The organism is Phenylobacterium sp., from assembly GCF_004799395.1.
GTDB lineage: Bacteria > Pseudomonadota > Alphaproteobacteria > Caulobacterales > Caulobacteraceae > Phenylobacterium.
On record NZ_SSMZ01000336.1, the window covers coordinates 1 to 23,866 of the forward strand.

Here is a 23,866-nt window from a genome sequence, read left to right on the forward strand (position 1 = left end):
GGATGCCCTCGACCCAGTCGCTGTTGTCGACATACCAGCGCACTGTGTCTTCCAGCCCGGCCAGCAGCGGCATGCGCGGCTTCCACCCCAGCTCGGCTTCCAGCTTGGAGGCGTCGATGGCGTAGCGGAAGTCATGGCCCGGGCGGTCGGTGACGAAGGCGATCTTGTCGGCATGCGGGGTGTTGGCCGGCGCCATGCCGTCCAGGTGCTCGCACAGCATCCGGATCACCTCGATGTTGCGCTTGGTGGCGTCGCCGCCGATGCAATAGGTCTCGCCCAGGCGGCCCTTCTGGATCACCAGCAACAGGGCCTCGGCGTGGTCGTCCACGTGCAGCCAGTCTCGCACCTGGCGCCCATCGCCATAGACCGGGATCGACTTGCCCTCCAGCGCGCGCGTGATCACCGTCGGGATCAGCTTCTCGGGGAATTGGAACGGACCGTAGTTGTTCGAGCAGTTGGTCAGCACCACCGGCATTCCATAGGTGCGGTGCCAGGCGCGGGCCAGGTGGTCGGCGCCGGCCTTGCTCGACGAATAGGGCGAATTGGGATCGTAAGGCGTGGCTTCGGTGAACTCGCCGTCCTCGCCCAGCGCCCCGAACACCTCGTCGGTCGACACGTGGTGGAAGCGGAACGCCGCTTTCTTGTCATCCGGCAGCCCATTCCAGTGCGCCCGGGCGGCCTCCAGCAGGACGGCCGTTCCCATCACATTGGTGCGCACGAAATCCAGCGGGCCCTCGATGGCGCGGTCGTTGTGGCTCTCGGCCGCCAGGTGCATCACCGCGTCGGGCTTGTGGCGGGCGAAGATTGCGCGCACCGCGGCCTCGTCGCAGATGTCCGCCTGCTCGAAGGCGTAGCCCGGGCTCTTGGCCACGCTGGCGACGTTCTCGAGGTTCGCCGAGTAGGTCAGCTTGTCCAGATTCACAACCTGGTGGCCGTCGGCGATCGCGCGCCGCACCACGGCCGACCCGATGAACCCCGCTCCGCCAGTAACCAGGATCTTCATGCGGTCTTTCTTAAGATCAACGACGCCCCAGGCGGCCCAGCTTTGGGTACACCCGAAATATGAGTGTCGTCTTACAGCGATACCGCACACGCTCAACCCCTTGCACCGGGGCAAGCGCGCCTTCAGTCAGGCTCAGATCGCCGCAGCCAGGCGCTTGTCACGGGCGATTGAGCCGGCCGCGACCAGGTGGGCGATGATGGCGATGACAATCACCGGCGCCAGGGCTGCATAGCCGACCAGCAGCGAATGGTCGCCATAGTGCGGCTTGGCCATATCACTGATCCGGCCCAGGAAAATCGGGCCGCCGCCCAGGCCCACCAGGTTCAGCACGAACAGCAGGATGGCGCCGGCCATGGTCCGCTGCCCAGGCGGCACGGCGTTCTGAACCACCGCCAGGGCGGGCGCGAGGTACATGTTATTGAGCAAGGCGGGGACCGCTATGAACATCAGCGCGATCTGCCAGGTCGGCGCCCAGATCAGTCCGGCCAGCGCGGGCAGGCTGAGGGTGAAGGCGATCACCGGGATCCAGGCGTACCAGCGCCGGTCGCGATGGCCCAGCTTGTCGGCAAGCCATCCCGCGGCGAACGTGCCGACCACGCCGGTGCCCCCGATGACCCAGCCATAATAGGCCGAGACCTCCTTCAGCGACGCGCCCTTCACCCGCATCAGCAGGGGGACGTTCCAGTTGAGCATCGCATAGCCGGCGAAGGCTGACAGGCCGCAGGCGATGGCCACGCAGGCCAGGGTCCGGTTGGCGAAGAAAGCCCCGATCACCTCGGCGGCCGGCGGCGCCGGAGCGTGGGCGTCGGCGCCAAGGGCCATCTCGTCCAGCCCGCCGCGTTTCGGTTCGCGCACGATCAACAGCATGAGGAGCGCCAGGACCAGCCCTGGCAGACCGACCGCGAAGAAGGCCACGCGCCAGCCGTGTGCGGCCGCGACCCCGCCTCCCAGGATCACCCCCATCATCGAGCCCAATGGCACGCCCAGGGAATAGATCGCCAGGCCGGTGCCGCGCTCCTTGGCCGGGAAATAATCGGAGATCAGCGAATAGGAGGGTGGCGAACCGCCCGCCTCGCCGGCTCCCACCATGATCCGCGACAGCGCCAGCTGGGTGAAGCTGGTGGCCAGGCCGCAGCCGGCGGTGAACAGGCTCCAGATTCCGCAGGCCGCCGCCATGATCCAGACCCGCTTGAAGCGATCCGACAGCCAGGCCACCGGAATGCCGAAGGTTGTGTAGAAGAGCGCGAAGGTCAGGCCGCCGAGGGCTCCCAGCGCGGTGTCGCTCAGGCCCAGGTCCTTGCGGATCGGCTCGGCCAGGGTCGACATGATCTGCCGATCCATGAAGTTGAAGGTGTAGACGACGGCCAGCAGGCCAACGACCAGATAACGATAAGCCGTCCCGGCTTTCGGCGCGGTCGTCGCAGCAGCTGTCATCGAGAGACCCCCCAGAGTTTTTGAGACGTCCCGCGCCAGCATTCTGGCTCCAAAACTCGGTACGTTTCCCTAGGGTCCATGTTGCACAGGGCCCCGAGGGTCGCCAAGCGCGGAGCTGTGACGGCGGCGAAACATGGCGGCGACGCCGAGCCCGCTCACCGGCGGACCCTCGGGCCTCCGGCGCGTCAGGCGTCCGGCAGCGCCAGGCCCAGGATGGCGTCGTGACGGCCGCGCCAGGAGTTGGCGCGAATGAAGGCCTGGCGCTCGGCCTCCTTCATCGGGCCGATCGCCAGCGCCTTTTCGACGCCCTCGGCGAACGCGCCGCCCTCGGGCACCAGCACCACATGGCTGTGGATGCCGCGCACGGGTGCGATGTCGGTGGTGGCGACCGGCCGGCCCGCCGCACAGTACTCATAGACCTTCAGCGGGCTCATCGACTCCGTGAGCGGGTTGCGCAGGTGCGGCATGATGCAGACGTCGACGCTGCGGGTGAGACCCGCGATCAGATGGCGTGAGACCGGGTCACGGACCTGGACGCCGGGGATCTGGCTCAGCCTTTGAGCCACCTCGGGATGGGCCACCGGACCGACAAAGAGCAGCGTGCCTTGCGGGTACTTCTGGGCCACCTGGCGAACCGCCGCCAGGTCCAGCCGGCTGTGGATCGCACCCGTATAAAGGATTGTGGGGCCCGGCAGCCCGTGGAACCAGTCCGGCACGCTCCACGGCGCCTGCCACTCCTCGGGCACAACGCCGTTCGGCACCACCAGGCCCCGGCCCGTCGGGTTGAGGATGTCCAGGAGATGCTGCGACACCGCGCAGACCCGATGCCCGCGCCGGCGGATCTCGGAATAGGCGTGCACGTAGTCGGGCCACCAGCGGGTGTGGCCGTCATAGGCCGCCCAGTCGTCGAAGGCGTAGTAGGTCACAGGCCCCGCCCAATCGAGCGCGCCGTAGGCGGCATAGAACGGATTGGTGGTGATGATCGCGGGCTCGCGCAGTCCCAGGTCTTTAGCCGACTGCCGAACGCGGGCGTCGTAGTCCACGTAGGATTGTCGCAGGGTCCCCTCACCGATCCCGTCCTGCCGCCGCAACCGGAATGGCGAGACGACGCCGGTCGGATAGGGCCGATCGGGAAGCGGCTCCGGCCGTCGACCCTGCAGCCTGCGAAGGAATTGCGTCGGCCCCATGCGGAACGGATCGGCCAGAAGCAGGCCGCGCACGTCCTCATGCTTCAGGAGCGTCGCCACCAAGCGGTCTGGGGTCATGTATTGGCGCCGGCGCGAGTCCGTCCAGGTTTCGTGCCAGAAGGTGAAGACCACGTCGCGCGGCGCCACGGCCGCCTTGCGGGCCTTGCCTTTCCCTGCCCGGGACTCCTCCGTGGCGATCGGAGCCTGCGCCGAACGGGCGTGGCTCGCGCCCTTCGCCGCCAGCGCTTCACGCGCCTCGCCGTAGCAGGTCTCCAGCCGCTCCGCCGCTGCGCCCCAGGTCAGCTTCATCCGGTCGCGCAGGACCGCCTGGCGAAGGCGCCGCAGCGCCTCGGGATGCTCGTCGAGCAGGGTCAGATGCCCGGCCAGGGCGTCGACGTCGCCCACCCGGTGCACGAGACCGGTCACCTGATCGACGCACATTGCGCCGACCGCGTCCGACACCAGCGGCACGACCCCGCAGCCTTGCGCCTCATAGCTGACCAGGGCGCTGCCCTCCTCGAACGAGGGCAGCACCAGGACGTCGTTCGCCCGCAGCACGCCTGGCGCGTCGGCGGTGAATTCGTGCATCGCCAGGCTCGGCTCGCTCAGGAAGGGCGCGATGATCGGCTCGTACCCCTCCTCGATCCGGCCATAGACCGAAAATCGGCCCGTGCGGCTGGCCGATGAGCGACGCCAGGCCTCCAGCGCGATATGCAGCCCTTTGCGCGGACCGACGCCGCCCAAGAACACAGCACGCAACGGCCCCGGCGGCGTTTCGGGCCCTGGCGCGAAGGTCTTCGGGTCGAATCCATATTGGTGACGAAGCAGCTTTTCCGCCGACACACCGCGCGCCAAAAAGGTGCCCGCCACATGGTCCGAGGGGACCAGCAGCCGGAACGCGGCGTCATATTCGGCCTGCTCCTTGGCGAGCCGGCCCACGTTCAACCGGTGGGAATTGTTGCGCTTGAGCTCGATCCCAAGCTCGGCGCAGAGGCGGCCGACCACATCGTAGGCGTTGGCGGTGTGGGTGTTGGGCACTTCGCGCAGGCACGGAACACCGATCGCCGCCGCCGCCTTGGCGGTGTGAAACGTCCCGCCCGGCCAGCTGTGCACGACGTCGAACGCTTGGGCGTTGCGCCGCAGGTGCGCCGCGACCCGCAGGTCGTGGTAGGCCATGGCGTTGTCCATGCCGATCACGCGGTGCGGCACCCGTACGCCGCCGGCCATCATGGTGGTGATGATCTTCGGCAGATCGTAGGACTTGTTGCGCGCGCTGGTCGCCATGACGGTCACGTCATGGCCCCGCTGAAGCAGGCCGACGACCTGGTTGACCGCGGTCGTCCCGATGCCCGGGGCGCCTATATCATGCGGAAAACTATAAAGAATTCTCATTCTACAAAATCCGCGGCGCCGGTGACATCGGGTCGAACCTCATACGCTCATCGGCGGAGGCCGCCGAAGATTGACCAACAGGGCGTGAACATTGGGTTCAGTCGGCCACCCGCCCTGCAGGTCTCGCCAGCGGGACGCCCTTCCATAGCTTAGGGGCTCGACGGCAAACAAGGATCACAGTGGTGTGAGTCCGGGCGGCTAGGCCCCTGCCCCACAAACCGGCACAGTCTGGCCAACAATAGGGGGCTGGGAGCGGGATATGGGACGGGACCTTACGGACGCTGACGCCTCGCGGCGCGCGGTGTTGGGCGCGGGCGTCGCCGCGGCGGGGCTGGGCGCGTGGCCGGTCCTGGCTCGTGCGGCGGCTGGCGGGCGCCAGGTGGCGGGTTTCGAGCCGAGCCTGGTCCCTTCGCCGGAAGCGCTCAGCCACTGGTTGTGGCGACTTCACAGCTTCGGGCCGATCCGCTTCACCGGCACGCCACAGGCCCGCCGGTTCGAGGACTTCCTGGCGCGGCAGTTCACCGATCTCGAATTCCAGGTCCAGATCGACAAGTACCGGCTGATGGCCTGGGAATGCGACCTGGCCCGCGACTGCGCGATTACTGTCACCGAGGACGGCAAGCCGCCGAAGACCCTCGATGTGGTGGCCTACTATCCGTTCGCGGCGACGACCCGCGGCAAGGGCCCGGTGACCGGCCGGGTGCTCTATGCCGGCGTCGGCGACGACGCCGTGAAGGCCCTGGTCGCCAGGACACCGCCCGCCGAACTCGCCCGGTCGATCGTGGTGGTCGACATGCCGCTCGCCAACGGCGGCGCCCGCGGTTTCCCCAAGCTGTTCCCCGGGACCTTCCCCGACCCCTTGCCGGCCGCCTACAACGGCCCCAATCCCGCGAGCCAGGGCGGGCGGCCCTCCATGGAGGCGGTCGAGGACAAGTGCCAGGCCCTGGTGCTCTGCTACACCGACGTCTCCAACGAGGCGGCGCGCTTCAACTGGCTGCCGTTCAGCGACAAGCACCGCAAGACGCCCGCGCTCTGGGTCGGCGCCGAGGACAGCCGCTATCTGGCGCGGGTGTCTGGCCAGGCCAGCCTGACCCTACGCTGCGACGCCACGCTGACGCCGGACGCCCGCGCCGACACCGTTGTCGCCACCCTGCCCGGCGCCTCTGACGAGGTGGTGCTGCTGACCACCCAGACGGACGGCCCCAACGAATGCAACGAGAACGGCGGCCTCGGCGTCCTTGCGCTGGCGACCTACGCCGCCCGACTGCCCCGCTCACGACGCAGGCGCACCCTCGTCTGCTGCCTGCCCACGGGCCACTACGCCGCCGGCGCCGTCGCCGACAAGGAAACCGGCTCGGGCAAGCCCGCCGGAACGCGCGGCTTCATGAACCAGCATCCTGAAATCGTGAAGAAGATCGTCGGGCACCTGTCGCTGGAGCAGATGGCGGCCATGGAATGGAGCGCGGCCGACATGAAGTGGGCCCCGACCGGCTTGCCGGCGCCGGAGATGTGGCTGCCGACCGCCACCGACGCCCCGGCCATGAACCGCATCTTCCACGCCGCCACCGCCGGTGAAAATCCCAAATATTCCCGCTCAGCCCTGGTCGAGAGCGGCTTCGCGCCGGGCGAAGGCGGTGCGCCGCGCGCCGCGGGCCTTCCGGGCCTCGGGCTGATGGGGGCGCCGCAATATTTCTTCCGCGCCGACCCGATGGGCGTCATCCACAAGCTGAGCCCCCGGGTGATGGCCAACCAGGTGGAAATCGCGACGAAGATGATGGTGCTGATGGACCGGCTGAGCGTCGACCAGCTCTATGGCCGTGCGGCGATCACCGACACCGACCTTTTCGGCTGAGCGCCACCTCCCCTGGCGCCGCCTGAAGAATTCCTGCGGGCCGTCCAGCTTGTCGGGGCGCCCGCGCGCCTCTAAGTCCCTCGGCGACCGTCGGGTTATGGGCGGCTTTCGTCATCTTTGTTGTAAGGTCCGCTGATGGACGCCCGCGTCGCGCCCGACCCCGCAGCCATCAGGAGCGCGCTCTCCGCCCCCATGCTCACCCACCTGCAGCGCCTGGAGGCCGAGAGCATCCACATCTTCCGCGAGGTGGTCGCCGAGTGCGAGCGCCCGGTGATGCTCTATTCCATCGGCAAGGACTCCGCGGTGATGCTGCGGCTCGCCCAGAAGGCCTTCTATCCGGCCAAGCCCCCCTTTCCGATGCTGCACGTCGACACGACCTGGAAGTTCCGGGCGATGTACGAGATGCGCGAACGCATGGCTCGCGAAAGCGGCATGGACCTGATCGTCCACCAGAACCCCGAGGCCCTGGCGCGCGGCATCAATCCCTTCGACCACGGCTCGCTGCACACTGACATGTGGAAGACCGAGGGCCTGAAGCAGGCGATCGACAAACATGGCTTCGACGCGGCCTTTGGCGGTGGCCGGCGCGACGAGGAGAAGTCCCGCGCCAAGGAGCGGATCCTCTCGTTCCGCTCGGCGCAGCACCGCTGGGATCCCAAGATCCAACGGCCGGAACTCTGGCGGCTCTACAACACCCGCAAAGGTCCCGGAGAGACCTTCCGGGCCTTCCCGATCTCCAACTGGACCGAGCTCGACATCTGGCAATACATCTACCTGGAGGACATCCCCATCGTGCCCCTCTACTTCGCCGGCGAGCGGCCGGTGGTGGAGCGCGACGGCAACCTGATCATGGTCGATGACGACCGCATGCGCCTGCTGCCGGGCGAGGTCCCGCAGCTGCGCTCGATCCGCTTCCGCACCCAGGGCGACTATCCGCTGACCGGCGCGATCGAAAGCACCGCGGCGACCCTGCCGGAGATCATCCAGGAGATGCTGCTGGCCACCACCAGCGAACGCCAGGGCCGGGTCATCGACCACGACCAGGCCGCCTCCATGGAGAAGAAGAAGCAGGAGGGCTATTTCTGATGGCCCACCCGTCGAGCCTCATTGCCGAGGACATCGAGGCCTATCTCGACGCGCACCAGCACAAGAGCCTGCTGCGCTTCCTGACCTGCGGCTCGGTGGACGACGGCAAGTCGACCCTGATCGGCCGCCTGCTCTACGACTCCAAGATGATCTTCGAGGACCAGCTGGCGGCGCTGGAGGCCGACTCAAAGAAGGTCGGCACCCAGGGCGGAGAGATCGACTTCGCCCTGCTGGTGGACGGCCTGGCCGCCGAGCGTGAGCAGGGCATCACCATCGACGTCGCCTACCGCTTCTTCTCCACCGACCGGCGAAAGTTCATCGTCGCAGACACCCCCGGGCACGAGCAGTACACCCGCAACATGGTGACAGGCGCCTCGACCGCCGACGCAGCCGTGATCCTGATCGACGCGCGCAAAGGGGTGCTCACTCAGACCCGGCGACATTCCTATCTGGTCAGTCTCCTGGGCATCCGGCACGTGGTTCTGGCGATCAACAAGATGGACCTGGTGGACTGGAGCCAGGACCGCTTCGACGAGATCGTCGCCGACTACCGCGCCTTCGCCGAGCAGATCGGCATCAAGAGCTTCACCGCCATCCCGATGTCGGCCCTGAGGGGCGACAACATCACCGAGGCCAGCGCGCAATCGCCCTGGTACCTAGGCCCACCCCTGCTCCGCTGGCTGGAGGACGCCCCGGTCGAGGACGACCTGCGCGGCAAGCCGTTCCGCATGCCGGTCCAGTGGGTGAACAGGCCCAACCTCGACTTCCGCGGCTTCTCCGGCCTGATCGCCTCCGGCGTCGTGCGGCCGGGCGACCGGATCAAGGCCCTGCCCTCCGGCCGCGAGAGCACGGTGGCGCGCATCGTCACCTTCACCGGCGACCTTCCCGAGGCGGTGGCCGGCCAGTCGGTGACCCTGACCCTCGCCGACGAGATCGACGTCAGCCGCGGCGACGTTCTGGCGGAGGCCGCCAGTCCGCCCGCCGTCGCCGACCAGTTCGAGGCCACCATCGTCTGGTTCGACGAAGAGGCCATGCTGCCGGGCCGGCCGTACCTCCTGAAGCTCGGAACCCGCACGGTCGCGGCCCAGCTGGCCGAGCCCAAGTACAAGGTGAACGTCAACACCCTGGAGCAGTTGGCCGCACGTACACTGGAGCTGAACGAGATCGGGGTCTGCAACCTGTCGCTGGACGCACCCGTCGCCTTCGATCCCTATGCCGAAAACCGCGACCTCGGCGGCTTCATCCTCATCGACCGGATCTCCAATCGCACAGTGGGCGCAGGGCTCCTGCACTTTGCGCTGCGCCGCAGCCAGAACATCCACTGGCAGGCGCTGGACGTGGACAAGCAGACGCGCTCGGCCGCCAAGGGCCAGAAGGCGCAGGTCGTCTGGCTGACGGGCCTCTCCGGCGCGGGCAAGTCGACCATCGCCAACCTGGTTGAAAGGCGCCTGCTGGCTGAGGGCCGTCACACCTATCTGCTGGACGGCGACAACGTCCGCCACGGGCTCAACAAGGACCTCGGCTTCACCGAGGCCGACCGGGTCGAGAACATCCGCCGCGTCGCCGAGGTCGCCAAGCTGATGGTCGACGCCGGCCTGATCGTGCTGGTGAGCTTCATCTCACCGTTCCGCGCCGAACGGCGGATGGCGCGCGAGCTGATGGCCGAAGGAGAGTTCGTCGAGGTCTTCATCGACACCCCGATCGCCGACGCGGAGAAGCGCGACGTGAAGGGCCTCTACGCCAAGGCCCGCGCCGGCGAGCTGAAGAACTTCACCGGCGTCGACAGCCCCTATGAGGCGCCCGAAAACGCGGAGATCCGCATCGACACCACCCAGTTCACCGCTGAGCAGGCCGCCGAGGCGATTTTCGACTGGCTGGGACGCGAGGATTAGCTCGCATCCCCATCGCGAGGCGTCACCCTTTCCGGCCGAACCTGATCGCGCACTCTGCCGACGATGCTGCGTCTTGTTGCAACGGGTTCGGTTATGGCGCCTCCGGTCAGGCCATCCAAAAGACGCCTGGCGATGATCCCGCGCGGCCCGCGGTCCCAGTGATCAGGACTGTTGTCCGCAGGAATCCAACCCGGAAGCGGTATCAAGAGGTAATTTCCCAACGCGACACAGACCGGCTCGTAAGTGGCGCGGATGGCCGACAGGATCTGCTCAGCCTCGGCGCCTCCGTTCCAACGGAGATTGGCCTCCTTGAAGGCCTGTAACAACGCTTCGAAATCCTGGTGACTCAACCGGTCGCAGTCGGTGGCGCGGCTGCTGGAGACGCCAAGCGAACGGGCCATTTCCAGGCACACATGTCGCGCCATGGCGAAGGTCATTCGCGCCTGTAGGGGGTGAACATCCTCCACCCCGATCAGCACCAGCGTACAGACGTCCATGATGGCGACCAGGGCGCCAAGCCACGATTGATCGTCATGTTGTGAACGGTAGTAAGCCAGCATGGGATAGGAGAGATGGCTTTCCAGCAGGTCCGCCCCCCAAAGCTCCCACGCCCGCAAAAGCTCGTCGACCCGATCCAGGCCACCGCTCTCGGCGTGCCGTTTGAGCATTGTCATGGCGGTTGGCGGCGAGCCGGCGCGGGCGTCGAGTTGCAGCACGTGCGCCTCCCTGCGGGAGAAGAGCTGGTAGAGCACCGGAAGGTAGCCGATCACGACAGCGATCAACCCAAATCCCGCGCCCGCCTCCAGCACGGCTACGACTTTTGCCGGGCCGGTGTGCGGAACGATGTCGCCGTACCCAAGGGTAAAGAAGGTGACGCCGCTCATATAGATCTGGTCGCCCAGGTCGGGCGGGGCATGCCCCTGCTGATGTTGGGCGGCCCACTGGATTAGCCCGAAGGCGAAGACCATCACCACCGACCACAGCGCAAACAGCAACGCCATCGATAGCGGGCCGAAGATGCTCAGCAGTCGTTCGCGCCGAGCCCCCGCCGATCGCAGGCGTCCGAAGGCTGACCAAACCCACCACAAGCCCTTGAAATACAGCTGCACGAAGCGCCAGCGCCGTTGAACCCGGCGCGGCAGCAGCATGACCTCGAATGCGTCCTGGAGGACGCAGATGACGAGGACGATGCCAATCGATAGCGCAAGCGCGGTCGTCACGAAGACTTGCCTGCGGGCCTCGAGGCGCGTGTTGAAGCCCGGCGTTTGGCCCGGCGCTTTGGTGGGCCATCGCCGCGAGCTGACTTCAGGGCGTCGCTGACGTCCTCGCCCATGTCGCGCATCATCTGCATGAGAATTTCGTTCTGATATTCAAGGTGGGTCAGGATGACCTCAATCTCGGCTTCGGCCTTTTCGTTCACCCTAAGATCGTAGTCCGCCCGCGCGTCCGCCGCGGCCCCCTGAACGGTCTGGCCGACCATGATCAGCGGCATCAGCAGAATCTGGATGACATTGGAGATGAAGAGCCACAGCACGAACGCCATCGGCGGATCGAATTGCAGGGCCTTTGGCGCAAGGCTGTTCCAGCCGAGCCAGATCGCCGTCCACCCAAAGATCAGCAGAAAGAAGCCCATGCTCCCGACCCGGATGGTGATCCAGACGGCGAGCCTTTCCATCGGCTTCAGGGACTTCAACCGCCTCTGATTGAAGTCGCGCAACGGTTTGTGCTTTGCCCTCAACTCCTCGAGGGTCATGGGAGGCTTTGGAATGGCCATGGATCACCTCTGATGCCGCCCGCTTAAGATGATGCCTGGTCGGACGGTTCCAAACGCAGCGGACCGCGTTGGGTCTTCAGCCTGGCCCCGGTCCGCCGCGTGTCCACGCACGCAAAGGACGCCCCAGGATCGAGCGATGAAGGAAGGCCGCCATGGCTCTACGGCTCATCCTTGCGTGGTCGTGGGGGCGGGTTGTAGCCGCTGACGCCCTCGTCGCCGACCAATGTGACCGACGGTCGCTCCCGGATTGGCAGCGCCATCAGGGCGTCGATATGTGCCGTAGTCTCGGCTTTCTTGGCAGCCGCCGCCTCCACCGAATTCGACGCAACCTTGCCGCGACCAAAGAGACCTTTAATTAAACGCCAGAACATTATGCCACGAGTACTTTTCATACGTCCAATAAACGCTGAAGGCTAACTTCGTTCCGCTGACAGTTGTTGAAAGCAAAACTTTGGCATTTGCAACGTTCGCCCTCAAACAATGACGCTCGTTGCTCGCAGCCCTACGTCGCCCCTGGACTCCAACTTTCGAGCAGCACCAGCCTCCAGCGCGTCTTCACACGGACCTCTCGCAGGGGCCGCAGCGAGGATACCGGATCGACGGGTTGACGCGGAAGATCGGCTCCAGGCACGACAACGCCGCCGATCCACAGACCGGCCGGCCTCGATAAATCGGCTGTCGCGAATGTTAGGCCGCAGCGAGACCAGACAGGTCACAGCGCGTGACCAAGGTATCGTCCCGCCAAACTTCCATAGCCACCCCTTCGGCCACTTCGAGCGCCTGAGCGAGCGCACACTGGTCGTCATCGGCACGGAAGGTTTCGGAGGACCTCGCGCCGTCGGTCGCGATCTCCACGAGGCGATAGGTCTGGCGGTGGCGCAGCGCGACGCCGGCAAGGCCGAAGCCGGCAAACATCAGCGCCCAGCTGGCCGGTTCCGGCACACCGCCAGCCGCTTCGGTGATCGAGATGTTGTCGATGATCGGCGAAGCCTGGCTCTGCGACGCTTGCGAAAGGACGAGGGTCGCCGAATTTCCCGTCGGCGTGAAATTGAAGGCGTAGGTCGTGCCTGGATTGCTCCCTGGAGCGCCGTCGATGCCGGACGCCGAGAGAAGTTGCGCGCCCTCGACGGAAGCGTTGAACACATAGGCCTGGCCGGGTTCGTTATCGCCCCAAAGCAGCAGGCTGAGCGTGTAGGTCTGCCCAGCGGTCAGGCCAATCAGCGTGGTCGCCACGCCGCCGTTTTCGTTGAGCAGCAGCGCACCGTCCGTGGTCCCGCTGTTCTGGGCCAAGTAGGCCCCGCCAGCGAAGGTCCAGCCGTCATAATTGTTGATGGTGAAATAGTCGGTGTTGGCCCAGTGATCGCTCGTCGCGCCGGCGCCGGTAAGGCCGAGGCTGGAGCCCACGAAACCCGCCGCATTGAAGTCTTCCGAATAGACGGCCGCGGACGCGGCTGAAGCGCCAAGCGTCACGGCGGCGGCGAGCAGGGACGCAAGGGTGGAGCGAAGCGACATGATACGACCTTAAGCCCTGTGCGCCGACAGCTGGAGCGTTTGAGGATTCTGGCTATAGGCCTTGCCGACTTGGAAAAAGCGGTTTCCCCACAGAGGCGAGGCGCGCTTGCGAATGCACAACTGGTGATGTTGGCGTGGATGGAGACGTTGGCGCGGCAGGACACTATGGCCCCGACCGGGCTGCGTTTGCGGAGCGTGCGGGGTCACGGCCGCCTCCGAACGGCAGGTTGCCGAGGCTCGCGCGCATGTCTGGACGGTTTTCGGCGCCTAGCGCGATGGAAAGTCAGGCTGTTGCGCCCGTTCCAACGACGCCAGGCCGTACATGGCTACCCGAACTATGCCTCCGACGCTGCGATGGCTTCGCGGAGCATTTCGACAGGCAACAGAAGCGTCCGCTCGCCCAGCGGCGGCGCTCTCCTGAAGCCAAAGTGCTGATAGAACCCGGCCGCCTCGTCGTCGATCGCATGGACCAGGACGCCTCGGACGCCGGCGATCGTAGAGGCGGCAGCACAACGACGCAGGGCGTCCGCCAGTAGCGCGGCGCCAAGGCCCCGGCCTTGGAAGGCGGCGTCGATCGCGAGGCGACCGATCAACAGAAGTGGGACCTCTTGCGGCGCGCCCTTACGCAACTTCGCGCTCGGTAGGGCGGCTCGGTGCGCCGCGGCCGTGGAGATTGCATAGTAGCCAACGACGACGTTTGCCGCCAGCGCCGCACAAATCACATAGGTGCGCGCTGAAAGGCCTTCGCTCAGCTGCGCGCGCCCTCTGAGCCATTCGTCGAGCGACGGGTGACGACCATTGCGGAACGCATCGAGCTGATGCTGCGGGCCAAGCGGCTCGGGCGGGAGAACCTCTGGCGCAGGCAACGCCTCAGGATTCCCAGGGGGCCTTGCGGCTCATCAACTCGACCAACCGCGTCTTCGGTTTCGTTGGAGCATTGAGCAGCGCCAGGAAGGCGTCATAGGCCTTGGCGTCGAGGGTGAAGACCCGCTGATCCAGAAGGGCGTCTTCCGCTTGTCGTCGCGCGCTATCGAGCATGAATTCCGAGAGCTTCTGACCGCGAAGCGCCGCAGCCCGGCTCAAGATCGCCTTGGTTTCAGCTGAGGCCCGAATCTGGATCACGTCATCCTTGCGAGGACTACGAGGCGCAGAAGAGGGTTGGCGAACGGCGGCGGGCATGACGGAACTCCTCGGCGCAAGATAGATATTGTCATGACGTTGTCAATACGATCCGGTAGCACCAAGAGCATCACTCTGTAGAGGAGTATTCGCCTCGCTCGCCTTGCCTTGGAGCCATGCCGTCGTTGGTCAGGACCCGCGAGCCCCGGCCGCTCCCGCCGACCCTTTCGCCTCGAACAGTTCCGGACCACTCGAAGCTGTACATCACGGCGGCCGCGGCTTCCGACCGAGCGACACAGCTCGAGTTGACGGTCGAATAGCGATAGTCCTCCACCATCTTCCAGCTTGCGGCCATCAGGGACGGTCGTGATGGGCCCATGTCGTGTCGCCCAGCGGTGGCGCTCGCCGCGCTAGCGTCTAGAAGGCGGAGCGATCCCCCAGGAGCAGCGGCGCGGTTCGCAGGACGATGGCCAGATCCCTGGCGAACGACCAATGGTCGATGTAGCGGTTGTCGGCTTCGATCCTGGCGATCAACAGGTCCGCGCTTGAGATCTCGCCGCGCAGACCGTCCACCTGGGCTTCGCCGGTAAGTCCGGGTTTTGCGCGAAACCGATGGTTGTAGGTCGGCACGAGTTCAGACCAGGCCGTGTCATGCGCCAGCGCGTGAGGACGAGGCCCGACCAGGGACATCTCACCGCGCAGGATGTTCATCAGCTGTGGCAGTTCGTCCAGGCTGAGCTTGCGGAGCACGCGCCCGACCCTCGTGACACGTGCGTCTCCACGACAGGCCTGCTGGACCGTGGCCGGCTCGGCGCTTGCGCGCATCGTGCGGAATTTGAGGATGTCGAACGGCTGGCCGTTCAAGCCTGTCCGTCGCTGGCGGAAGAGCGCGGGGCCTGGCGAGTCCAGCCGGATCACGGCCCACAAGAGCAGCAGGAACGGCAGGAGGAACCCCAGGGCCAAGGCTGCGACCGTGATGTCGAAGGCGCGTTTACGCCGGCTGGCGGCGACGGCAAGCCTGTCGCGGGCCCGCGACGACGTCACGCCGAGTGAAAGGCTCTCGGTGATGGACACAATGGCGCTCTACGAAAGGTTCTGATGGCGACCTCACGCTGGCGCGAGGTCTTTGGCAGACACGCCCAACCGCGAGACCGCGATTGGGCGTGACCACGCTTGCCCGATCGCTATGCGGCCAGGAGGCTGGCCTGGCGGCGCTTGCGGATCACGGCGCCGAGCCCACCGAAGCCAAGGATCATCAGGCTCCAGGAGGCGGGTTCGGGAACCCCGAGATTGATGTCGAATTCGCCGTCGCCCTTGCCGGTGAACGACAGCAGGGCCGCGCCGGAGCCGGTGCTCCCAAAGTTCGGCGTCACGTCCAGCAAGGTGTAGGCGAATTCCGGGTTGATCGCCGCATTGAGCGCGGGATCGACCGCAGACGTGAACGACATCGCCCCGCCGTTGCTGATCGACAGGTTGGTCGACCCGGACCCCCCATTGCCCTGGATCCAGGCATTGGTGAACGTGCCGCTGAGAAGGTTCTCGCCATTGGTCAGGGTATTCCCGCCGATCACCGTGCCGGTGGTCCCGGAGAAGGTGTAGCTGAATGTGCCGTCCAGACCGGTCTGCGTCCAAAGCTGGTTGGGCGACCCGGAGAAGGTCGCCGGGGAATTGGTGGCCGTCCCGGTGAAGCTGAAGGTCGCCGGCACGAACGTCACGCCGTTATAGGCCGGGCCCAGGTTCTCGAAGCTGAAGTCCGTGGCCCCCGAGCCGGCGAGCGTGCCGCCAGAGCCGGTGTCGCCCGCGCCGTTGTTGGTGAAGGTGAAATTCGACCCCCCAAGGGTGGTCGTCGTGGCGATGACGGTCGACGCCTGCGCCTGGGTCGCCAGCGCCGCAAACGAAAGCGCCGCGGCGGCGGCCATGGTCAGAATTTTCAAGGTAATAGCCTCCAGTAAATGTCCCCGAGCCGCTGAACACGAAGCCGCCATGTTTTGTTCCGGATGCAGTTTGCGCCTCGGCACTGCGCCCCTGCAGGAGGGTCAGTCCGCCAAGGCAGACCGCCCAAAAGGCGCGGGTCCGAGACGCCGCACTGGCGGACTTCGTGAGGTCAGTGGGTGCGACGTCCGGCGACGAGGGGGTAGACGATCAACACCCACGCCGCGCCCACGGCCGCCACGAGCATCGAATAGAGATTGAGGCCGGTCACGCCGGCTGCGCCCAAGCGCGTGAACACATAGCCGCCGACGAAGGCCCCGACGACGCCCAGCGGCAGGTCCATGACGAGGCCGCGACCCTGCGCGGTCGCAGGAGCCCAAAATCACAACCGGCTTCGAGAGGGTTCCGGGGATGGAAAAGCGACCGTCCCGAGTTACGGCCGGAACAAACTGTGGCGACGGCGTGTTTGATCCGAGACCTTAATCCGCCTGACACCGGGGACGTTCGGAATGCGCGATTACTCTCTATTCGTGATAGAGCGTTACCAATCTCGGGAATACGCGTCGTTCTTGGCCGATGACGACAATCAGGCACTGTCTATTGCCAGAGAATTGCTTCCGAATGGCGAATTTATTCTCAAGAGAGACAGCAAGGTGCTGGGGCGAGAGCAACCGACCGCCGCTCGCCCCGAGAGGCAACCCGCGATGTCTGGCTAAGACAATTTGAGTCGGTACGCGGGGAGGCTTGCCGCTATCGGCGGCGCGCAATTCGAGGGCATGGCGCATGCCTTCACCGCGGCGGTGGCGTTCGCGCCGACCCGGCGCCGCTTCATCTTTATACGGACGAGGTTGGCCAAGCCGTGGCCTCGCGCGACCCGGGACGGTTCAAACTCCACGCGAACGCAACGGACTGGGGGCGTTGCGCCTTTAACCGTCGAAGTTGGATGTTCGACGAGCGTGACATGGATCAGCAGGAGTCATTTGTGGGGTTCCGGACTTACGCGGATGACACGCCGCGCCGGTCGTTTTTCGACGAGCCTGACTTCGCCCATGACGTCATGTTTGACGAGGAGGACGCCCCGCACCACGGGGACACTGAACAGACCAGCCCAGCGGAACCCGAGGTCCCGAAGCCCAAACGCCGACCTGCCGCGATCATAGCTGCGCTTGCGGCGTCCGGCGTAGCCGTCGCCGGCATCGCCGTGCTTTACCCGTCCCTTTCTGGCCGCTCGCTACACCTCAACCCGCCCATCGACGCTGGCGCGCCGAAGGTCCATATCCAGGTTTCGCAAGCGGTTCCGTCCAGCCCGTTGGCGCCGGTCGAGGCGACGTCCAATCTTCAAAGCCTTCGCCTGGAAACGCTTCGTCCCGTGGCAGACGCAATGCGACACACCGCAGGCGCCGCCGTTTCAGGAATGGCCGCATCGCCGACAACGCCTCCGACATCGGCCGCTTCGGACGACGCGCGCCAACGTCCTCAATTCTCGACTCCGTCCGACGTTGTTGTCGCCCAGACGCGCGCGCCCCCCGACGCTTCACTTCCCGAGCCGGTCGCGCGCGCAGCCCCTTGGGCGCAAGCCGCAGACGAGCCGCAAAGGGTCAGGGCTCGCCTCCCCGCGCCGCTCAATTGCGGCCGACCGGTTTCTCCGGCGCAGGATGTGGTCTGCGAGGATCCGGGACTCGTGGAGGCCGACCGACAAATGGTCCTTGCCTACACACAGGCAACCGCCGCCGGCGCCCCAGCCGATCTCCTGTGGACCGAACAGGTGGATTGGCTGAATGCACGCGAGGCCGCAGCACGGCGTTCACACGGCGCCGTCGAGAGGCTCTATCGAGAACGAATCCGCGACTTGCGGGCGGAAGCAGGCCTCGGCGTCGATTAGAGCCGCCGCAGTAATGTGACACCCAATCCGCGGGGAAGCTCAATGCGCTTGCGCGCGCCCTGGCTTTAGCCGGACGACAGCGAAAGACGTCGGGCTCAACGGAGTCTCGCCGGGACCGGACGACCGGTTTCAGTGCGGGCCGTGACATGAGCCACGACGCGCCACTGCGCAGCCATTTCGCGGAAGACCTCTTGCAACGCAGGATCGAGCGCTTCCATGGCGTTCCTGTCGGCCTTGGCGGCCAAGTCCACAAACCTGCGGGAATTCAGCATGGATGGAGCAACGCCTCAGCGCGCTGATGGCTCCTCGGCCTTCTCGCCGCCGCTAGCCGGTAGCCCTGACCGCTGTTGAAACCCTTTGAGATTGCACCGGCGCCGGCCGGCGTGGCTGCAGGCGGAGCGTCGGGAGGCGTTAGAGGTGCGAGAGCGTGCCTTCGAAGATCCAGTCGCTGGAAAGGCTCGAAAGCGTGGTCCCCACCAACACCATCTCGCCGCCGCTGCTCATGGTGATGACCGTGTCGGCCCCGACCTGGGCGGTCGTGTAGACCGTGCCGGGGTCCAGCTCCACCCGGTCGCCCTGGGCGTAGGAGAAGTCCAGAACGTGCTCGACCCCCATGCTCACCGAGCCGTGGAAGATGTCCGCCCCGCCGCCGCCGCTGACGGTGTCGTTGCCCAGGTCTCCGGAAATATAGTCGTTGCCGGCGCCGCCCTGGATCGAGTCGTCGCCCTGGCCGCCACGCAGCACATCGCCGCCGTCGCCGCCGTGCAGGGTGTCATTGCCGAGGTTGCCAAGGATCAGGTTCTGCCCGTGGTGGGCCGTGATCACGTCGTCGCCCTGGCCGCCCACCAGCCAGTCGCTGCCGCCGGACCCGCCGTCGATGGTGTCGTTGCCCTTGTTGCCGTTGATGTCGTCGAAGGCCGCGCCACCCTGGATCGAATCATTGCCGTCATTGCCGCGCAGATAGTCCGACGTCGAGGCGCCGGTGATCGTATCGCCGCCGGACCCGCCCTGGACATTGGTCGCGGTGCTTGTTGCGAAGAGGACCTGCCCGGCGGTTGCGACCCCCGACGGCGCGCCAGCCGTGCCGCCCGTCGGCGACGCCGGGCTCAAGGTGAAGTTGTTGATGCTGATGTCGCTCAGCCCGCGCCCCTGCAGGATCACCGCATCGTCGACGCCGTTGTCGTTGCCGCTGTCGGCGAACACGATCACCTCCGAACCGACCGCGACGGCCACCACATCAGCCGTTCCGGCCGTGATCAGGCCATTGGCGGTGGTGGCGGCGGCGGTGAAGTTGGCGGCCGTCGTCTCGACCAAGTCCGACGCGCCTGTCGGGCCGTGGGCGAAGGTCAGGGTGTCGGTGGAGGCCCAGTCGGTGATGACGTCCGCACCGCTCGCCGTAGGCGCCGATTCTCCATGGCCGATGATGATCACGTCATGACCGCCGCCCGTGGTGATCACGTCCTGGCCGGGTCCGCCGTTGATCGTGTCGTCGCCGGTCCCGCCGTCCAGGGTGTCGTCGCCCGCGCCGCCGGAGATCGAGTCGTTGCCGCCGTAGCCGCGCAGCAGGTCGCCCAGCGGACCGCCGGTGATGGTATCGGCGCCGCCGAAGACCGCGTTCATCAGCGAGGCGTTGTCGTCGCTCGCCGCCCAGCTTTCCACCGAGGCGGCCGACACCGAAACACCGCTCAGGTTGAAGTTCACCGCGCCCTGATAGAGGTCCTGGATCGAGGTGATCGTCCCGCCCGTCGCGACGCCCTGGCCGTCGAAGGTCAGGCCGGCGCCGCCGAACACCAGCTGCTCCGAACCGATGGTGACCGTAAACCCGGTCGCGGTCTCAGCGCTGGGGACGCCGATGGCGATCAAGCCGACGTCGATCTGGTCCATGTCTGTGCCGGCCGGAAAGGCCGCATTCACAGTACCGATGGTCATTTACTATCTCCCGGACTAGGGAGAGACCTGCACACATCGAGATTAAACCGTGGTCAATCTACGTACTGAATCCCGCGTTTACCAATATGCCGCAGGTTTCCAAATCATTACTTCAACTGTTCATTAAGCCTGTCAGTAACGATGCGTCCGCGTCTTCGCGAGACTCAGCCGCGCCGGCCGATGTCCAGGAAGTCCTGACCGCTGAAATCCGCCGGGGCCGCCACCTCGACCATCGGGTCGTCCCGGTCGTCGAATTCGGTCCTGAGCGCACGGCTCATCACGGCGTGCATGTCGTAGAGGCAGGCGATGTAGGTGAGTTCCAGGATCTCCTCATCGGAGAGGAAGCTCTTCAGGGCCGCGAACACCGCGTCTGGCGTCCGCCCGGCCTGCAGCGCCAGGCAGTCGGCGTAGGCCAGGACGGCGCGCTCCTGCTCGTCGAAGCAGCCGGCCACCTGCCAGTGCGGGATGGCGGCGATCTTCTCTTCGGCCACGTGCAATCCCCGCAAGGATTTGCAGTGCTGGGAATAGACGAACTGGCTCGACTTGGCCCAGCCGACGCGGGTCTGGGCGAGTTCCCTCAGCACCGGATTCAGCTTGCGCTTGGGGCTGCGGTAGAGGGCGAACCCGCGGTTGGCGTGCTCCAGAATATCCGGCACCAGGGCGAAGACGGTCCACCAGTCGCCGGTCGTGCCGGTGGTGGTGCCCGGTTCGGCCACCGGATCGCGGTCGCCGAACAGGAGGTCGTAGGTCTTCAGCACCACCTCCGAGGTCGCCTCGGCGCGGGGGACCTGCCTCAGGCGCGGCACGTCAGGCGTCCGCAGCTTCGACGGCGCGCCCCGGCGTGTGGGCCACATCTTCCGGCCGGAAGTCCCGCAGGGTGGCGGCGAACTCCAGCATGACGCCGTTGGGATCGCGGAAGTAGACGGACCGCACCCAGACGCCCTCGTGCATCTCGCGCGCCACGCCCATCGCGCTGTCGTCGTGATTGACCACCACGGGCACAGAGACGTGCACGCCCGCGGCCTGCAGGCGCCCGATCGAGGCCTCCAGTTCGGCCTCGTCCATGTCGAAGGCCACATGGTTCATCGACCCCACCGCCGAGCGCGGCTCGACCGGGAAATCCTTCACCGAGGCTATGCCCGGCGCGGCGGGCGGAGCGTCTGGCCACCAGAAGAAGGCGAGCAATGAACCGCCGCCGCAGTCGAAGAAGAAGTGTTGGCCGCCGTCCGGCAGGGCCACGGTCTTCACCAGCGGCATCCCGAGCGCCTTCGTATAGAACTCCACCGTCTCGGCCATGTCCCGGCAGACCAGCGCCAGGTGGTTGATGCCCTTGGTCTTCATGGCGTCCTCCATCTTTTGGCCGAGCCTACGCCCGGATCAGAATTCCAGCACGATCTTCCCGAAATGCTCGCCGCCCTGCATGGCGGCGAAGGCGGCGCGGGCGTCGGTCCAGGGGAACACCTTGTCGACCACCGGGGCGATGCGATGCAGCTCGATCAACCGGCACATGGCCTCGAACATGTCGCGCGAGCCGACGGACAGGCCCTGTAGCCTGGCGGAATTGCCGATCAGGGCCGCGGTGTTGAAGCCCGAGCCCAGCCCTGCGACCACGCCGACGATGGCGATATGGCCGCCGATCCGGATGGCCTTCATGCTCTGCTCGATGGTGCCGCCTCCGCCCACCTCGATGATCAGGTCCGCGCCGGTCCCGCCGGTCGCCGCGCGCACGGCCTGCGACCACTCGGGCTCTGAGCGATAGTTGGTGACATGGTCGGCGCCCATCGCCTTGGCGCGGGCCAGCTTCTCATCCGAAGACGAGGTGATCAGGGTGCGCAGGCCCGCGGCATGGGCGAACTGCAGGCCGAAGATCGAGACCCCGCCCGTGCCCTGCAGGACGACGGTGTCGCCGGGGCGAAGGTCGGCGTCCTCGAACAGCGCCCGCCAGGCCGTCAGCGCCGCGCACGGCAGGGTGGCGACTTGCTGGTCGCTGAGGAACGCCGGGACCTTGGACAGCCCGTCCTGGCTGAACACGCCGAGCTCACGTCCTGCGCCGGGGATCGGCGAGCCCAGTGAGGACATCAGCTTCGTCGCCGTTGGCGGGCCGGAAATCCAGTTCTGGAAGAACATCGTGGCCACCCGGTCGCCAGGCTGGACCCGCGTGACGCCCGGCCCCACCGCCTCGACGATCCCGCAACCGTCGGAAAAAGGAGTGATCGCGCCGGACGTCGCCGGCATGCGGCCGTACATGCCGCCGACCATCAGGAGGTCGCGGTAGTTCAACGAGACCGCGCGCATTCGCACCAGCACCTCGCCGTGACCGGGAACGGGATCGGGCGCCTCGACGACCTTGATCTCGTCGAGGCCCCAGGGGGCTTGGACACTCAGCGCACGCATGACGGACCTCCGATGGGCCCGCATCTTTGCCGCCGCGGCGGCGGACGCAAGGCTGTCGCCGCGTCAGGCCCGCGCGCTGGGCAGCAGGGCCGCCTCGCCCCACTGGTCGGGATCGTGGCCGAAGATCAGGGTGGTGTCGGGCTCGCGCATCGCCAGCAGCCGGTCGAGCGAGGCGTTCATCGCCTCGGCCTTGGCGAAGGACGGAAAGGCGCGGGTCTCCACCACCTCGCCGTTGTAGCAGGCATCCGCGACCAGGATGTGGTCGCCCTGGGCGTTCCTGACCCGCAACGACTGATGACCGGGCGTATGGCCGAAGCTGGGGATGCAAACCGCCGAGCCATCGCCGAACAGGTCGTGCTCGCCGTCGACCAGCTGGACCTCGTGGCCGAGGTCGAAATAGCGCCGGCGCAGGAAATAACGCGCCGCGATATCCCGGTCGAAGCCCGCCTCCCACTCGCGCCGCTGCACCACCAGGGTCGCGTTCGGGATCTGGTGCAGTCCCCCGGAGTGGTCGAAATGCAGGTGCGACAGCACCACATAGCGGACCCGCGCGGGATCGATATCCAGTCGCTCCAGGTGCGCCGTGACGGTCTCATCCGCAGCGAAGGTCACGTCCTCGCCTTGGCTCTGCAGGACCTGCCGATAGGGGTCTTCCGCGTCGGCGAGATCGGTGTGCAGGCCACAGTCGAATAGGGCCACGCCATCGGCATGCTCGATCACGTAGAACGGCACCGGCGCTGCGATCCGACGATCGCCGCCCTTCATGCCCATGCCGGCGGCCGTCGAGTGGAACTGGCCGCAGACGCATCCAAACAACCGCATGAAACGCCCTCCTCGCTCAGGCCGGGTCGAGCCGGCGCAGGCCATAAAGGCGCAAAGCCCCGATGAGCCCCAGGGCGCACATCGCCGCCATCAACAGATAGCCCTTCGCCCCGAAGCGGTCGAACAGCGGTCCCGAGGCCATGGTCGCCAGGCCCGACAGCACGCCTCCGGACAGCGCCGAGTTCAGCGCCTGGGCGGCCGAGGCGTTGCGCGGCGTCGACAGCCGCTCCACCAGGAGCAGCGAGGCGAAGAAGGTCGCCGCATAGCTCAACGCGTGCAGCGTCTGCAGCGGGAACAGGAGCCAGAGCGGCGGAGAGACGGCCAGCGCGCCCCAGCGCACGATCGCCGCCGCCGCGCCCAGGGTCAGAAGGTTGCGCGGTCCCATCCGCCGGCGCCACGGCTCCAGGAACCACATGAAGACGATCTCCGCCGAGACGCCCACCGCCCAGAGCACGCCGGTCAGGTCCTCGCCGATGCCCTGACGCTTCCAGGCGAGCGTCGAGAAGGCGTAGTAGAAGGCATGCGCTGACTGGATCAGCCCCGCCGACACCACCGCGGTCATGAACGCCGGATCGCGCAGCAGGCCCGAGAGGCCCGCCATCCGGTCGGAGAGATCGGCGACGTGGCCTTCCTCCTGCACCGGATCGGGCGGCAGC

General features: G+C 66.6%; 22 protein-coding genes. 4 read left to right on the plus strand and 18 right to left on the minus strand.

Going from position 1 to position 23,866, the window contains the following annotated elements:
- The 3 genes from rfbB to E8A12_RS21720 all read right to left on the minus strand — a co-directional run.
- Window positions 1–1,003, minus strand: a 1,003-nt coding sequence (gene rfbB, locus E8A12_RS21710; protein ID WP_293372783.1) for a dTDP-glucose 4,6-dehydratase, incomplete at its 3' end; no start/stop codon positions are given.
- Between the two features lie 132 nt (window positions 1,004–1,135).
- A complete protein-coding gene (locus tag E8A12_RS21715; protein ID WP_293372785.1) occupies window positions 1,136–2,437 on the minus strand; it encodes an MFS transporter in 1,302 nt (433 codons plus the stop codon).
- Between the two features lie 185 nt (window positions 2,438–2,622).
- Window positions 2,623–5,016: a glycosyltransferase gene (locus E8A12_RS21720; protein ID WP_293372787.1), complete on the minus strand. Its 2,394-nt coding sequence runs from the start codon at window positions 5,014–5,016 to the stop codon at window positions 2,623–2,625.
- A gap of 259 nt (window positions 5,017–5,275) precedes the next feature.
- On the opposite strand from E8A12_RS21720, the gene E8A12_RS21725 reads away from it, so the two are divergent.
- The 3 genes from E8A12_RS21725 (at window position 5,276) to cysN (ending at window position 9,846) form a co-directional block, all read left to right on the plus strand.
- Complete coding sequence (locus E8A12_RS21725) at window positions 5,276–6,868, plus strand: hypothetical protein (RefSeq protein WP_293372789.1); 1,593 nt, start codon at window positions 5,276–5,278, stop codon at window positions 6,866–6,868.
- A 135-nt stretch (window positions 6,869–7,003) separates the two neighbouring features.
- The gene (gene cysD / locus E8A12_RS21730; protein WP_293372791.1) at window positions 7,004–7,954 is read left to right on the plus strand and encodes a sulfate adenylyltransferase subunit CysD; all 951 of its coding nucleotides are present in this window, start codon (window positions 7,004–7,006) and stop codon (window positions 7,952–7,954) included.
- A complete protein-coding gene (gene cysN / locus E8A12_RS21735; protein ID WP_293372793.1) occupies window positions 7,954–9,846 on the plus strand; it encodes a sulfate adenylyltransferase subunit CysN in 1,893 nt (630 codons plus the stop codon). Before cysD ends, cysN begins: the two co-directional genes overlap by 1 nt.
- On the opposite strand, the gene E8A12_RS21740 is transcribed toward cysN, so the two are convergent.
- From E8A12_RS21740 to E8A12_RS21780, 9 genes are all read right to left on the minus strand, one after another.
- Window positions 9,843–11,066, minus strand: a complete 1,224-nt coding sequence (locus E8A12_RS21740; RefSeq protein WP_293372795.1) for a potassium channel family protein — start codon at window positions 11,064–11,066, stop codon at window positions 9,843–9,845. The genes cysN and E8A12_RS21740 overlap by 4 nt on opposite strands.
- On the minus strand, window positions 11,063–11,620 hold the full coding sequence (locus tag E8A12_RS21745; protein WP_293372797.1) for a DUF1003 domain-containing protein: 558 nt from the start codon (window positions 11,618–11,620) through the stop codon (window positions 11,063–11,065). Before E8A12_RS21745 ends, E8A12_RS21740 begins: the two co-directional genes overlap by 4 nt.
- A gap of 158 nt (window positions 11,621–11,778) precedes the next feature.
- On the minus strand, window positions 11,779–11,991 hold the full coding sequence (locus tag E8A12_RS21750) for a hypothetical protein (RefSeq protein ID WP_293372799.1): 213 nt from the start codon (window positions 11,989–11,991) through the stop codon (window positions 11,779–11,781).
- Between the two features lie 316 nt (window positions 11,992–12,307).
- Window positions 12,308–13,024, minus strand: a complete 717-nt coding sequence (locus E8A12_RS21755; protein WP_293372801.1) for a PEPxxWA-CTERM sorting domain-containing protein — start codon at window positions 13,022–13,024, stop codon at window positions 12,308–12,310.
- A 443-nt stretch (window positions 13,025–13,467) separates the two neighbouring features.
- On the minus strand, window positions 13,468–13,998 hold the full coding sequence (locus E8A12_RS21760) for a GNAT family N-acetyltransferase (RefSeq protein ID WP_293372803.1): 531 nt from the start codon (window positions 13,996–13,998) through the stop codon (window positions 13,468–13,470).
- Between the two features lie 4 nt (window positions 13,999–14,002).
- Window positions 14,003–14,254 carry a DUF1778 domain-containing protein gene (locus E8A12_RS21765; RefSeq protein WP_293372805.1) on the minus strand — a complete coding sequence of 84 codons (252 nt, stop codon included), beginning with the start codon at window positions 14,252–14,254 and terminating at the stop codon, window positions 14,003–14,005.
- 414 nt (window positions 14,255–14,668) lie between these two features.
- Complete coding sequence (locus E8A12_RS21770) at window positions 14,669–15,325, minus strand: sugar transferase (protein ID WP_293372807.1); 657 nt, start codon at window positions 15,323–15,325, stop codon at window positions 14,669–14,671.
- A gap of 110 nt (window positions 15,326–15,435) precedes the next feature.
- Entirely contained in the window at window positions 15,436–16,185 is a 750-nt protein-coding gene (locus tag E8A12_RS21775; RefSeq protein WP_293372809.1) for a PEPxxWA-CTERM sorting domain-containing protein, read from the minus strand.
- A 170-nt stretch (window positions 16,186–16,355) separates the two neighbouring features.
- On the minus strand, window positions 16,356–16,526 hold the full coding sequence (locus tag E8A12_RS21780) for a GlsB/YeaQ/YmgE family stress response membrane protein (protein WP_293372811.1): 171 nt from the start codon (window positions 16,524–16,526) through the stop codon (window positions 16,356–16,358).
- 600 nt (window positions 16,527–17,126) lie between these two features.
- On the opposite strand from E8A12_RS21780, the gene E8A12_RS21785 reads away from it, so the two are divergent.
- Window positions 17,127–18,065: a hypothetical protein gene (locus tag E8A12_RS21785; protein WP_293372813.1), complete on the plus strand. Its 939-nt coding sequence runs from the start codon at window positions 17,127–17,129 to the stop codon at window positions 18,063–18,065.
- 411 nt (window positions 18,066–18,476) lie between these two features.
- Here E8A12_RS21785 and E8A12_RS21790 read toward each other — a convergent pair whose 3' ends face one another.
- The 6 genes from E8A12_RS21790 to E8A12_RS21815 all read right to left on the minus strand — a co-directional run.
- Window positions 18,477–19,994, minus strand: coding sequence for a calcium-binding protein (locus E8A12_RS21790; protein ID WP_293372814.1), 1,518 nt, complete (start codon window positions 19,992–19,994; stop codon window positions 18,477–18,479).
- Between the two features lie 164 nt (window positions 19,995–20,158).
- Complete coding sequence (locus E8A12_RS21795) at window positions 20,159–20,800, minus strand: carboxymuconolactone decarboxylase family protein (RefSeq protein ID WP_293372815.1); 642 nt, start codon at window positions 20,798–20,800, stop codon at window positions 20,159–20,161.
- Between the two features lies 1 nt (window position 20,801).
- Window positions 20,802–21,335: a VOC family protein gene (locus tag E8A12_RS21800; protein ID WP_293372817.1), complete on the minus strand. Its 534-nt coding sequence runs from the start codon at window positions 21,333–21,335 to the stop codon at window positions 20,802–20,804.
- Window positions 21,336–21,371: 36 nt separating this feature from the next.
- The gene (locus E8A12_RS21805; protein WP_293372819.1) at window positions 21,372–22,388 is read right to left on the minus strand and encodes an NAD(P)-dependent alcohol dehydrogenase; all 1,017 of its coding nucleotides are present in this window, start codon (window positions 22,386–22,388) and stop codon (window positions 21,372–21,374) included.
- A 63-nt stretch (window positions 22,389–22,451) separates the two neighbouring features.
- On the minus strand, window positions 22,452–23,210 hold the full coding sequence (locus E8A12_RS21810; RefSeq protein WP_293372821.1) for an N-acyl homoserine lactonase family protein: 759 nt from the start codon (window positions 23,208–23,210) through the stop codon (window positions 22,452–22,454).
- A 16-nt stretch (window positions 23,211–23,226) separates the two neighbouring features.
- On the minus strand, window positions 23,227–23,866 hold a 640-nt coding region (locus E8A12_RS21815), incomplete at its 5' end, for an MFS transporter (RefSeq protein ID WP_293372823.1).